10 protein-coding genes are annotated in these 13808 nt (G+C 48.5%); 9 read left to right on the top strand and 1 reads right to left on the bottom strand.

The genetic code is table 11. The annotated features are described in order from the left end of the window. Positions 1 to 85 precede the first annotated feature (85 nt). The gene (locus DW896_RS03095) at positions 86 to 1666 is read right to left on the bottom strand and encodes a hypothetical protein (RefSeq protein WP_057258636.1); all 1581 of its coding nucleotides are present in this window, start codon (positions 1664 to 1666) and stop codon (positions 86 to 88) included. A 201-nt stretch (positions 1667 to 1867) separates the two neighbouring features. Between DW896_RS03095 and DW896_RS03090 the strand changes: the two genes are divergently transcribed. From DW896_RS03090 to DW896_RS03050, 9 genes are all read left to right on the top strand, one after another. After that, positions 1868 to 4687, top strand: coding sequence for a glycoside hydrolase (locus DW896_RS03090; protein ID WP_119992871.1), 2820 nt, complete (start codon positions 1868 to 1870; stop codon positions 4685 to 4687). An 89-nt stretch (positions 4688 to 4776) separates the two neighbouring features. After that, positions 4777 to 6867 carry a BT4734/BF3469 family protein gene (locus DW896_RS03085; RefSeq protein ID WP_117652704.1) on the top strand — a complete coding sequence of 697 codons (2091 nt, stop codon included), beginning with the start codon at positions 4777 to 4779 and terminating at the stop codon, positions 6865 to 6867. Between the two features lie 64 nt (positions 6868 to 6931). Next, on the top strand, positions 6932 to 7486 hold the full coding sequence (locus DW896_RS03080; protein WP_008665189.1) for a DUF5063 domain-containing protein: 555 nt from the start codon (positions 6932 to 6934) through the stop codon (positions 7484 to 7486). A 3-nt stretch (positions 7487 to 7489) separates the two neighbouring features. Then, the gene (locus tag DW896_RS03075; RefSeq protein WP_119992869.1) at positions 7490 to 8113 is read left to right on the top strand and encodes a 3'-5' exonuclease; all 624 of its coding nucleotides are present in this window, start codon (positions 7490 to 7492) and stop codon (positions 8111 to 8113) included. 43 nt (positions 8114 to 8156) lie between these two features. Next, positions 8157 to 9338, top strand: a complete 1182-nt coding sequence (locus tag DW896_RS03070; protein ID WP_005826914.1) for a class I SAM-dependent rRNA methyltransferase — start codon at positions 8157 to 8159, stop codon at positions 9336 to 9338. 314 nt (positions 9339 to 9652) lie between these two features. Beyond that, the gene (locus DW896_RS03065; RefSeq protein WP_009038063.1) at positions 9653 to 10909 is read left to right on the top strand and encodes a nucleoside permease; all 1257 of its coding nucleotides are present in this window, start codon (positions 9653 to 9655) and stop codon (positions 10907 to 10909) included. A 26-nt stretch (positions 10910 to 10935) separates the two neighbouring features. After that, entirely contained in the window at positions 10936 to 11520 is a 585-nt protein-coding gene (locus DW896_RS03060; protein ID WP_005832936.1) for a bifunctional nuclease family protein, read from the top strand. Position 11521: 1 nt separating this feature from the next. After that, on the top strand, positions 11522 to 12220 hold the full coding sequence (locus DW896_RS03055) for a 16S rRNA (uracil(1498)-N(3))-methyltransferase (protein ID WP_009038062.1): 699 nt from the start codon (positions 11522 to 11524) through the stop codon (positions 12218 to 12220). Between the two features lie 22 nt (positions 12221 to 12242). Beyond that, entirely contained in the window at positions 12243 to 13796 is a 1554-nt protein-coding gene (locus tag DW896_RS03050; RefSeq protein WP_005826925.1) for a DUF4836 family protein, read from the top strand. Positions 13797 to 13808: the final 12 nt, after the last annotated feature.

The raw sequence follows: 13808 nt of genomic DNA, 5'->3' as shown, positions 1-13808 counted from the left end.
GCAACCGTTAGCATTAACGATTGCAAAAGTATGGGGGAAGAACCAGCTGTGAAATAGACGTCTACAAAAAAGACAATCAACCTCTTTATCCATTTCCACATTTATCTTTAAAGGTTTTCCATTTTTTCTCTGGTAAGCCTAATGTGTCATTTACGATTTTCCAAGCGTCCTTTGGCAGGTCTAATAGAGTTTGCAATATTTTCCATGAATTTATTATTATAGATGTAGCATCCTTCTTACTATCACACAATTTTCTTATTGTTTCCCCGAAAAATCCGCCGTTCATAGTCATCAAAATCTTGCTGATAGACGTGTAAGGAGGTGACACCACTCCTCTATTATGTTCTATATCACACTTAGAAGTATCTAATGTTCCCAAATAAAATTGCATATACCCCAAAAGAAGTCTAATCATGTAGATAAATTGTTTATTAGTTTTCTGCTGCAAATCTCGCTCCTTCACATCTGCATTTCGTACTATCCGCCACGCTGCCTCATAGTGTTTTTCTTTTCTCAGATATCCACTTTCAGTGGTCTTTTCCAGTAGTTTCTCAAACATTTCTTTATTTGTCTTCTCCTTTCCCTTTTTCGACATTTGGCCTATCTCTTCAAGCAGTTCCTGATACGCTTTTTTTGTAAAGTTAACATCAGCAGAGAAACGTATCTTATCCTCTTCCTGAGGCTCTTTCCGAGAGCCAGAACGTTTTCTCAGAGCCTCAACATCTTCATTTTCAAGATACCCCTCATATATACTTCTTATAAGACGAACCGCCCTTGCACCCACCTCCACAATATCCTCATCTTCATGAAGAGTAATCCAAAAGGGCCAATAAGTATGGTTGTTCGCATTATTTGTAGGCTTAAAGCGATGAGTGAAAGATTTCCCCGGAAATGTATTTTCAAGAACAGCAGTAACATAATAACGAATATCTTTCCATTCTTCATTGAACATTTTTTCCCCATCTTCATCATTCCCATCAAGAATCAGCCCCTTACATCCATAATAAATGCCGACAACCGGTTCATACACATCATATTCTATCAGAAATTCATACCCTCTGCATCCATCCTTACTGTACAATGTCCCCAGCTTGTACATCATGTGATGTGGAGCCTTGTTCCCATGAAAAGAAGCATCCGCTTTAAAATCCTCCACTTCATCCAGCAGCCTCATCTTCTTTTTATAAAACTCTGAAGCTTCGTCATTTAACCTTTTCCAATGCTCCCGGTTCCTCTCTCTGATTTTATCTTTCTCCATCTCAGAGACAACCTCCTGACAGTTCACATCACATTCGGCCCCATCAAAATCAATGCTAACACTGGAAAAGTATTCAAGGGCTGCCTGCACTTCTTTCTTTTTAGCATAGACCTGCCTCGCTATAAAGATGCAAGCCTCCCGCGTAAGGTGATAGTTTTCCACGCTCCTACGCGCACCAGAGCCTACCCCAACCATTTCAACCATCAGGTTAAAATGCTCATCCACATTTATACCATCCGCTTCGGCAGACCTCATGGCTTTTGCCAATGGAACGGAAAATTTCTGGTACGTACTATACCCCAAAGCAGCGCACAATTCCCTCGAAGTCCAGTATGACCGTCCTTGCCCATCAAACTTCCTTATTTTCTCAAAAGGTGATTTATCACTGATTTTCAATTCTTTATTCATAAAGACAGAAACAAATTACATGATATAAAAATCCTCATCTATAATGACGAACACTCAACAACACTAATATCAAGCATGAAGATAGCAATAAAAAAACATCCCGTCACATAATTGGAAACATTTTGTATACAGAGAGACGGGAGCAATGCCCTATATTTGCAACCGGTCAATCAATCACCGGCCATGAAAAACAGGTAGTTTATGAGAAATTTCATTGTATTATGCTTATTGGCATGTCTGGCATCATGTACAGACAAAAAAGAATTCCAGACAATAAGAGAACGAATCGATTTATCAGGAAATTGGAACAGTTCATTAGGGAACTGCACATTGCCCGGTACGACGGATGAAAACAAGTTGGGAGACGGCAGGCATCCCACCAATGTAACCTCCCAGTTGACACGGACTTATCCCTACTCCGGCATCGTAGAATATGAAAAAGATGTTGAAATTCCCGTACAGATGGAAGGGAAACGCCTGATACTCTTCATGGAACGTACAAAGCCCAGTACTCTCTGGATAGACGGGGACAGCGTCGGCACGTTGGGACATATCTATGCACCTCACTGCTATAGCCTGCCGGCCTTGGCACCCGGCAGCCACCATATAAAGATACGCATTGACAATTCTCCCAGCTCCGTACCAGCCGAAATCCAAAGCTCGCATGCCTGGACCGACGGCACACAAACCAACTGGAACGGCATTCTGGGCGATTTCTACATCGAAGCGACCCCACACACCTATCTCGAGCAGGTACAAGTCTACCCGTCTGTAAAGGAGAAAAAGGCCCGCATCCATGTAAACATATACAGCGATTCGGAGCAATCGGGCGTAGTGACCCTTTCTACCAAGACGTGGAACACCCAACAAGAACACCAGTTACCGGACATGGAAAAACAAGTCGGCTTGAGCAAAGGTGAAAATAAGATAGAACTGACGCTCGACATGGGCAACCGGATGCAGACATGGAGCGAATTCCACCCCACACTTTATGCACTGAACGTGACCCTTGCCACAAACGAGGGTAAAGACAATATAATAACAGATTTCGGTATGCGCGACTTTGCCACCGAAGGTACTCAGTTCACCATAAACGGCTTCAAGACCTTCTTGCGCGGCAAACACGACGCTTGCGTATTCCCACTTACCGGATATGCGCCGATGGATGTAAAGTCCTGGCGAAAAGTTTTTCAGACAGCCAAGAGTTATGGCATCAACTACTACCGTTGCCATTCCTACACCCCGCCCCGCGCCGCTTTTGCCGCTGCCGACATCGAGGGTATTTATTTCCAGGCCGAGTTGCCTTTATGGGGAAGCATTTCACCGGACAACCATCGCCTGAATGACTTCTTGCAGAACGAAGCCTATATGACCCTCGACTACATGGGCAATCACCCCTCATTCACCATGTTGGGACTGGGCAACGAGTTGGGTGGCGACGTTGACCTGATGCGCAATTGGCTGGACGGATTCAGAAAACATGACAACCGCCATCTCTATTCGTTCGGTTCCAACAACTTCCTGGGTTGGGGAGGTGCCATAGACGGTGAAGATTATCTGACAACCTGCCGGGTAGGAGGAGGCGAAGGCTATACAACGCACGTACGCAGTTCGTTTGCCTTTGTCGATGCCGAAAAGGGAGGTATCTTGAACAACACCCGTCCCAATACCCGTGCGGATTATACTGCTGCCATAGCGAAATCTCCCCGACCGGTCATCAGTCACGAAACCGGACAGTTCCAAATTTATCCCGACTACAAGGAGTTGGAGAAATACACCGGCGTATTGCATCCATATAACTTGGAAATATTCCGTGACCGGCTCAATGAAAACGGACTGCAGAACCAGATCGACGCATTCCATCAGGCTACCGGCCGTTTTGCCGTCGAATGCTACAAGGCTGACATTGAATACGGCCTGCGCACTGCCGGCCTGGGCGGATTCCAGATGCTCGACCTTCAAGACTTTCCCGGACAAGGCTCGGGACTGGTAGGCATTCTGGATGCTTTCATGGACAGCAAAGGCATTGTCACTCCCGAAACATTCCGCGGCTTTTGTGCTCCGGTGGTACCGCTGGCGCTTATGGACACCTACTGTTACAGCAACAAAGAAGAGCTGAACATAGGCCTCGCCCTGACAAATTACGAAGAGCAACCATGGTCTGATGCATTATGCTGGCGTCTGGAAAGCCTGAGTGACAGCGTAACTTTTGTTCGCGAAGGCAAAGTCCCCGCCCATGTAGAGCAAGGAAAAGTAATGCAGGTGGGCGAGTTGAAAAGCACCCTTACCGAAATAGACAAGCCTGCCCAATTGCGACTGACACTGACCACCGGGAATTATCATAACTATTATAACTTATGGGTATACCCCGACCGGACACCGGAAAGCGAAGCGGACATCTTCATCTGTCAGTCCTTGGATGACGAGGCGCGAAAGAGACTGAGCCAAGGAGGGAAGATACTGCTTATACCCGACCACAAAGCCATTGAAGAACAGAGTGTAGGTGGACTTTTTACTCCTGACTACTGGAACTATGCCATGTTCAAAAGCATTTCGGAAAACGCCGGCCGCGAAGTTTCGCCGGGCACCCTCTCCTTGCTAATGGACGAGAAACATCCCTTGTTCCGGCAGTTCCCCACCGAGTGCCATAGCAACTGGCAATGGTGGAGCATCGTACGCCATGCCCGCCCCTTTATTCTGAATGCTACGCGCCACGAATACAAGCCGCTTATCCAAGTAGTAGACAATGTGGAACGGAACCACAAGTTAGGCTTGCTGTTCGAATTTGCCGTAGACAACGGTAAGGTATTGGTTTGTATGAGCAACCTCGAAGCAATTCGCCACACTCCGGAAGGAGGTCAGCTGCGCAATGCCATTTTAAACTATATGAAGTCGGCTGAGTTCTCTCCCACCGAGACGCTGACCTCACAGCAGTTGCAGCACATATTAACAACCGAGGTGAGGAAGCAAGACATTGTCGGCGTGAAAAACCAGTCGGATTACGACGTACAGCCGGAATAAATATGAGAAGTTTCATCATAATTCCACTTTTCCTCGGCTGTCCCGTCATTTTTCAGTAGCTTTGCGGACTTTAATACAGCAAGCACCCCATGAAACTTACCCTTATACGCACCGCTCGTGAAACCGGCAAAGAGACATTCAGCACATGGCCCAGCGACACCTTGATGGAGAAGATGAAAACCGAGAACAAAGCCGGACACATATCCGCCTTGCGCAGCCTCATTCCCCACATCACCGGAAGCAACGGACACTACCCCTGCATAGACAAACTACCACGCATCTGCCCTGCCGCAGAATATGCCCGCAGCAAAGAGGGGGAAAGATACCTGAAAACCTACAACGGACTGGTACAGATTGAAGTCAACCACCTGGCCAATGCCGTGGAAGTGGAGCAAGTAAAGCGCCAGGCGGCCCTGCTGCCGCAAACTTTTGCCGCCTTTTGCGGAAGCAGCGGACGAAGCGTAAAAATATGGGTACTGTTTGCCACCCCCGACGGTTCGCGCCCCAGGCAGGAAGAAAAAATCAGGCTGTTTCATACCGCTGCCTACCGGCTCGCCGTAAACTGTTACCAGCCCCTGCTCCCCTACCCCATCACCCTGAAAGAACCTGCCGTGGAGCAAAGCTGCCGCATGACGCTCGATGACCGTCCCTATTACAATCCGTCTGCCGTCCCTTTCTGTCTGGAACAGCCTTTGTCCGTGCCCGACGAGCCCACCTTCGGCCAACGGAAACAGACCGAAGCAAACCCGCTGATGCGCATTGCCCCCGGCTATCCGGCCTCCCAAACCTTCTCCATCCTCTTCGAAGCCGCCCTGAACCGTACCTTCGAAGAGCTGGAAAACTGGAAACGGGGCGATGACCTTCGCCCCCTGCTCTACCTGCTTGCCGGGCATTGCTACAAAGCCGGCATTCCCGAAGAAGAGGCAGTACGTCAAGTCATGATGCACTACTACCGCGAAGCGGATGAACAACTGGTGCGCATGACCCTGCACAACCTCTACCGCGAATGCAAAGGCTTCGGCACCCGCAGCAGCATGACCCGCGACCAAATCACCGCCTTCCGCCTGGAAGAATTCATGAACAGACGCTATGAGTTCCGCTGGAACACCGTGCTGGGAGAATTGGAATTCCGCCAACGGGACTCCATACACTTCCATTTCCGCCCTGCCGACCAGCGGGTAAGAAGCAGTATCGGACAGAATGCCCTGAAAGAAGGAATCAGCGTATGGGACAGAGATGTGGCACGCTACCTCAACTCGGACGCCATTCCCTTGTACAACCCCATCGAAGAATATCTGAACAGCACCGGACATTGGGACGGCAAGGACCGTATCCGCGCATTGGCCGACCTCGTCCCCTGCAACAATCCGTACTGGCGGGAACTCTTCTACCGCTGGTTTCTCAGCATGACGGCGCACTGGCAAAACATCGACCGTCAGCATGGAAACAACACGTCTCCCCTACTGGTCGGAGCCCAAGGCTATCGTAAAAGTACCTTCTGCCGCATCCTGCTGCCACCCGAACTGCGCTTCGGATATACCGACAGTATCGACTTCAAAAGCAAGCAGGACGCAGAGCGGAGCCTCGGCCGCTTTTTCCTGATAAACATCGACGAATTCGACCAAATCAGCGTCAATCAGCAAGGTTTTCTAAAGCATCTGCTGCAGAAACCCGTGGCAAACCTGCGCAAGCCTTACGGCACCGCCATCCAGGAAATAAGACGCTACGCCTCCTTTATAGCAACCAGCAACCAGAAAGACCTGCTGACAGACCCCAGCGGCAGCCGCCGTTTCATCTGCATCGAAGTCACCGGCCCCATCCATACCAATGTCACCATCAACTACCGGCAACTCTACGCACAAGCCATGGATGCCATAGCCAAAGGTGAACGCTACTGGCTGGACGATTCCGACGAAGCCATCTTGAAACAGACCAACCGGGAGTTTGAACAGCCCACACCGTTGGAACAGCTCTTCCTCTGCCACTTCCATCCCGCCGAAAATGAAGAGGAAGGAGACTGGATGACCCCTATGGAGATTCTCTCCTTCTTGCAAACCAAGACCAAAGACCGGCTGTCCATCAATAAAGTGGCTCTGTTCGGACGTGCACTCCACAAACTGGGCATCAGCAGCCGCCGGAAGACAAGAGGAACAGAATATCATGTAGTGAAAAAAGAATAATCCTGCCAATTAATTTGCTTCTACTTTCGGTTTGCGCTATCTTTGCGTTTCAAATCAAGAAGATATGAAAAAAGAAAGTCAAGTGATATTCGACCGGAATGCCGTAGAGTTTGTGACCGTAGCCGCCGAGTTTTGTAAGTTTCTGGAACAAGCGGAAGGGGTGAAACGTTCCGCGTTCGTCGATACCTCCTTAAAAATACTTCCGCTGCTCTACCTGAAGGCCTCCATGCTGCCCGAGTGCGAAACCATAGGAGACGAGGCGCCGGAAACATTCGTCACCGAAGAGACCTATGAGGTACTCCGCATGAACCTCGCCAATATCCTGGCCGAGAAAGACGACTACCTGGACGTATTCGTATCCGACATGAAGTATAGTGACCAGCCCATCACCAGGAACATTTCCGAAGACTTGGCCGACATATACCAGGACATCAAGGACTTTATCTTCGTATTCCAGCTGGGTTTCAACGAGACGATGAACGATTCGCTTGCCATCTGCCAGGAAAACTTCCGCCTCCATTGGGGACAGAAGCTTGTCAACACCCTGCGTGCCCTGCACGAGGTGAAGTATGCGCAAGGCGAGGATGAAGAGGAGGAAACCGCAGACTTTGAATATTAAATTATGGTTATCAAAAGAACAATAGATAAAGAAACAGTGAAAGACCTGCCCAAAGCCGCCTTTCCGGGACAGATACATGTCGTACAGACACCATGGGAAGCGGAAAAGGCAGTCGCCTATCTGAAGTCCTGCCCGTTGCTGGGCATAGACAGCGAAACCCGTCCATCGTTCACAAAAGGACAGATACACAAGGTGGCCCTGCTACAGATTTCCTCAGAGGAACATTGCTTTCTGTTCCGCCTCAACCTGACGGGACTGACTCTGCCGGTTATCACATTGCTGGAAAACCCAAGCGTAACGAAAGTAGGCCTTTCCTTGCGGGACGACTTCATGATGCTGCACAAACGCGCGCCCTTCGAACAGCATGCCTGCATCGAATTGCAGGAATATGTCCGCACTTTCGGCATCCAGGACAAAAGCCTGCAGAAGATATACGCCATCCTCTTCGGGGAAAAGATTTCGAAAAGCCAGCGCCTTTCCAACTGGGAAGCCGAAACCTTGACCGAACCGCAGAAACTGTATGCCGCCACCGATGCCTGGGCATGCCTCAACATCTACAACAGGCTGCAAGAACTGAAACGGACAGGAGATTTTGAGATAGAAGCCAATAATAATGTGGTAATGTGATGCACATTATCAGATTACCACATTAATCACATTATATATATATATGTACAAAGTATACCTTAAACCCAATAAAGAGGAGTCATTAAAGCGTTTTCACCCGTGGGTGTTTTCCGGCGCCATCGCACATTTCGACGGAGAGCCCGAAGAAGGGGAAGTTGTTGAAATCTACACGTCCAAAAAGGAATTCATAGCCAAAGGGCATTTTCAGATTGGCAGTATCGCCGTACGCGTACTGACCTTCCGTCAAGAAGAAGAAATCAATGCGGACTTCTGGAAACGCAAACTCAGCATAGCATACGACATGCGCCGCAGTATCGGCATAGCCGGAAACCCGACAAACAACACCTATCGCCTGGTGCACGGGGAGGGAGACAACCTGCCGGGGCTGGTTATCGACATTTATGCCCGTACCGCAGTGATGCAGGCACATTCTGCCGGCATGCACCTCGACCGCATGGCCATTGCCGATGCCCTTACCGAAGTGATGGGCAGCCAGATTGACAATATCTATTACAAATCGGAGACGACCCTTCCCTTCAAGGCCGACCTCTATCCGGAGAATGGTTTCTTGAAAGGCGGCAGCACGGACAATGTAGCCATGGAGTACGGCCTGAAGTTCCACATCGACTGGCTGAAAGGCCAAAAAACCGGTTTCTTCGTAGACCAACGCGAGAACCGTTCGCTACTGGAACGTTATGCCAAAGGTCGCAGCGTACTGAATATGTTCTGCTATACCGGCGGCTTCTCCGTATATGCTATGCGTGGAGACGCCAAACTGGTGCATTCCGTGGACAGCTCCGCCAAAGCCATCGACTTGACCAACAAGAACATCGAACTGAACTTCCCGGGTGACACCCGCCATGCCGCCTATGCAGAAGATGCCTTCAAATACCTTGACCGCATGGGCGACCAATACGACCTGATAGTTCTTGACCCTCCTGCTTTTGCCAAGCACCGCGATGCTCTGCGCAATGCCCTGCAAGGCTACCGCAAACTCAATGTCAAGGCTTTCGAAAAAATCAAGCCCGGAGGTATTCTTTTCACTTTCTCGTGCTCGCAAGCCGTCAGCAAAGAAAACTTCCGCACCGCCGTGTTCACAGCCGCTGCCATGTCCGGCCGCAGCGTACGCATCCTGCACCAACTGACGCAACCTGCCGACCACCCGGTCAGCATCTATCATCCGGAAGGGGAATACCTGAAAGGACTGGTTCTATATGTAGAATAAAGGAAAAAGCAGGCTTTGTTAGCCTGCTTTTCTTAAATAGAGTTAATAAAAAGCAGAAATACGCCAAAACAGCATGTTATATAACATAAACCGTGTATATTTGCACTGTGTTTTTCATGGTATTAGATTTAAGGTTAATAAAGATTGGGTGTCTGGGATAGATACCCTTCTTTTTTTATAATACATTCCTTCCCAAAACCCATCCCTCATTAATCTCTTTCGTTGAAGAAAAAGCCGTACAGAACTTGTTTTTCTCCTAGTCTCATTGTACATTTGCATCTATTACATAATTCAAAACATAAAAAGCTAATATTATGAGCATCAAATTCCGACTCACTGCCATGCAATTCCTGCAATTCTTCGTTTGGGGAGCATGGCTGATTTCATTAGGTGGTTACATGGGCGGTACGTTACATTTTGAAGGCGGACAAATCGGAGCAATCTTTGCAACCATGGGTATAGCCTCACTGATAATGCCCGGACTGACCGGTATCATCGCCGACAAATGGATAAACGCCGAACGCCTTTATGGCATACTCCACCTCATCGGTGCCGGTGCTCTGATTTATGCTTCAACTGCCACCACATACAACCACATGTACTGGGCCATGCTGCTCAACATGCTTGTTTACATGCCTACACTATCTCTGGCCAACACCGTATCCTACAATGCATTGGAAAAATATAAGATGGATTTGATAAAAGACTTCCCTCCCATCCGTGTATGGGGAACGGTAGGCTTTATCTGTGCCATGTGGGCTGTGGACCTCACCGGGTTCAAGGCAAGTTCGGCACAGCTCTATGTGGCAGCCATATCGGCAGCCATGCTGGGACTTTATGCTTTCACTTTGCCAGCCTGCCCCCCCATGCGCAGCGAAGGAAAAACGATGCTCTCCGCTTTCGGACTGGACGCACTGGTGCTGTTCAAGCGCAAGAAGATGGCTATCTTCTTCTTGTTCTCCATGCTGCTGGGAGCCGCCCTTCAAATAACAAACACATACGGCGACCTTTTCCTGGGTTCGTTTGCTTCCATACCCGAATATGCAGATTCGTTCGGTGTAAAACACTCCGTCATCCTGCTCTCCATCTCGCAAATGAGTGAGACGCTGTTTATCCTTGCCATCCCCTTCTTCCTGAAACATTTCGGAATCAAGCGTGTTATGTTAATAAGTATGTTTGCATGGGTATTCCGTTTCGGGCTCTTTGCCCTCGGAGACCCGGGAAGCGGACTCTGGATGCTCATTCTCTCGATGATTGTCTACGGCATGGCATTTGACTTTTTCAATGTATCGGGCTCGCTGTTTACAGAAATGGAGGCACATCCCAGTATCCGTGCCAGCGCACAAGGCTTGTTCTTCATGATGACGAACGGTGTGGGAGCCATCATCGGAGGTTATGCCAGCGGAGCCGTGGTGGATGCCTTCTCGGTATATGCCGAAGGCGGAGGACTGGTAAGCCGCGACTGGACACCGGTATGGCTTATCTTTGCAGGATATGCTTTAGTCATTGGTCTGCTATTTGGAATGGTGTTCCGCTATAAACATAATCCGGAAAAAATAGAGAAAAACTGATTGAGAGTCAGGTTGATTTAATAGGTATGAATAAGAAAAAGATAGAACTACAAGTACTAAACATTTCCAACAGCCAGGCGCAAGCGGGTGCCTATGCCCTGGTACTGGGTGAAGTGGGTGGCAAACGCCAGCTTCCGATTATTATAGGTGCCACCGAAGCACAAGCTATGGTCATCGAGATGAAAGGTATTGTACCGCCCCGTCCGCTGACCCATAACCTATTTGCTTCCGTTCTTGAGGTGCTGGGTGTAAAACTGATGCGTATTCTTATCTATAAAGTAGACAACGGAGTATTCTACTCCTACCTTTACATGAAAGCCGAAGAGACTATTCTCCGGATTGATGCCCGTACCAGCGATGCCGTCGCCCTGGCATTGCGCATGAATGCTCCTATCTTTGTCTACGAAGAGATTCTCGAAACAGAATGTCTGAAAACCGGCGAAAGCACCACCGACCCTATGGGAGGCAGCGAGCCGGACAAAGACGAACTGTTGCAGGAAGACACAATAGGCATATTGAAAACAGCCCTGCAGAAAGCAATCGAAGAAGAGGATTACGAACGAGCCGCACAGATAAGAGACCAAATCAACCAACTCAAAAACAATTTGTAACATGCACGTATTCTATACTCCCGACATACAGACCCACGCAGAACTGCCCGAAGAGGAAGCAGCACATGCCGTACGGGTCTTACGCCTGCAAGCAGGCGACGAGGTTATGCTGACAGACGGAAAGGGCTGCTTCTATCGCGCCGAAATCAGTACGGCTACCAACAAACGCTGCCTGGTGAATATTCTGGAAACCCTTCCGCAAGCCCCCTTGTGGAAAGGTCATCTGCACATTGCCATGGCACCTACCAAGAACATGGACCGTACAGAGTGGTTTGCCGAGAAAGCGACGGAAATAGGGTTTGATGAACTGACATTCCTGAACTGCCGTTTCTCGGAACGGAAAGTCATCAAGACGGAGCGCATCTCCAAAATTCTGGTTTCTGCCATCAAGCAGTCGCTCAAGGCACGCCTGCCCCAACTGAATGAAATGACAGACTTCAACAAGTTCATCACACAGCCTTTTCCGGGTCAGAAATTCATCGCCCACTGTTATGAAGGCGAAAAACCGCTTTTGAAGGATATGGTACATCCCGGAGAGGACGCTCTCGTACTAATCGGTCCTGAAGGAGACTTCAGCGAAGAGGAAGTCCGGAAGGCGACGGAAAACGATTTTATCCCCATCAGCTTGGGAAAATCAAGGTTGCGTACAGAGACGGCGGCACTGGTTGCCTGCCACATCCTCAATTTACAGAATCAATGATACTCACTAAAACAAAAACTATATGAAAAAGAACCTATTCTTCCACTTCTCAGTACTGGCAATGCTCATCGTGCTGATAAGCGCTTGTTCGTCCAAAAAGCCAGAATACACCAACGTTATTCCTTCCGATGCCTCGCAAGTCATCGCTGTCAATTTAAAATCATTGGCAGACAAGGCCGGTACCAAAGATAAAGAGACTAAAGAAGCACTGCAAAAGCTGACAGATGCCTTGAAAAGCGATATGAATGCAGCTACTTTCCAACAATTGGAGGCTGTACTGAAAGACCCTGCCAAATCGGGAGTGGACGTCAATGCGCCGATTTATGTCTTCAACGCTCCCTCGTTCCCCTACACCACCATGGTAGCCAAGGTTCAAAGTGAGGATGATTTGCTGAAGCTTCTGGAAGTTACGGAGAAAGAACAGATAATCAGCCATGTGGCAGAAGCGGACGGTTACAGTTTTGCACAAATCAACAAGCGGGCATTGCTCGCTTTCACTCCTACCACGCTTATGGTGGTGAACTACACCGGCACATCGCAACTGGAAAAAGTCAAAGAAGGAATTCCCGCCTTGCTGAAACAGACCGGAGAAAACAGCATCAACAGTAACACCGCTTTCAAGAAAATGCAAAAGCAGGATGGAGACATCAATATGCTCATCTCTCCTTCCAGCCTGCTGAGTGCATACGCCAATCCGCTGAATTACGGAATATCCCACAATATCGACCTGAAAGACTTGAAGATGCTGGGAAGTCTCTCCTTCGAAAAAGGGAAAATAGAACTGAAAGTAGAGAGCTATACCGAGAACACAGAATTGAAAGCACTTTTCGAAAAGCAAATCAAAAGTACTTGTCCCATCGAAAACACGTTCTTGAAGTATTTCCCAAAATCTACCCTGGCGCTATTCAGCATAGGTATCAATGGAGAAGAGTTCTACAATGTGCTGCAAGAGAATGAGCAGTTCCGCAACGATTTCTCCATTACCAAAGCCGCTGAAGTAAAAGACTTGTTCAGTGCTTTCCACAACGACCTGACCATAGGCCTTATCAATGTAACCATGAACAGCAATCCTTCTTTCCTGGCCTATGCCAGCGTAAAGAACGACGCTCCCTTGAAAGCCCTTTATGAGAAAAAGTCCGAACTGGGACTGAAACGCGGCGAAGACATCGTGAAATTGAATGAGAATGAATATGTCTATAAATCACGCGCTATCAACATATTCTTCGGCATACGAGACAAACAGATGTACGCCACCAATGACGAACTGCTGTATAAGAATGCATGCAAGACCGCTGACCCGTCTGCCAAAGAAACGGACTTCGCTTCCAGTTTGAAAGGCAAGCGCACAGCCTTTGTCATCAATGCGGAAGCCGTACTTGACCTGCCCGTTGTAAAAATGCTAGCTGGATTTGGCGGACAAGAGTATAGCACCTATTACTCGCTGCTCGGCAATATCTCGTATCTGGAAGCTGTCGGCAACGAGGACAAGGCAACTGTCACCCTGCAGCTGAAGAACAAGAATGTTAATGCACTGAAACAGATTGTGGACTTTATCAAGCAGTTTGCAGGAATGTAATTTAAGGATTAA

The sequence above is a fragment of the Bacteroides sp. AM41-16 genome, from assembly GCF_003603495.1.
GTDB classification, from domain to species: Bacteria; Bacteroidota; Bacteroidia; order Bacteroidales; family Bacteroidaceae; genus Bacteroides; species Bacteroides uniformis.
Note: the sequence above shows the minus strand (reverse complement) of the source record. Positions and strands in the feature narration are given on the sequence as shown.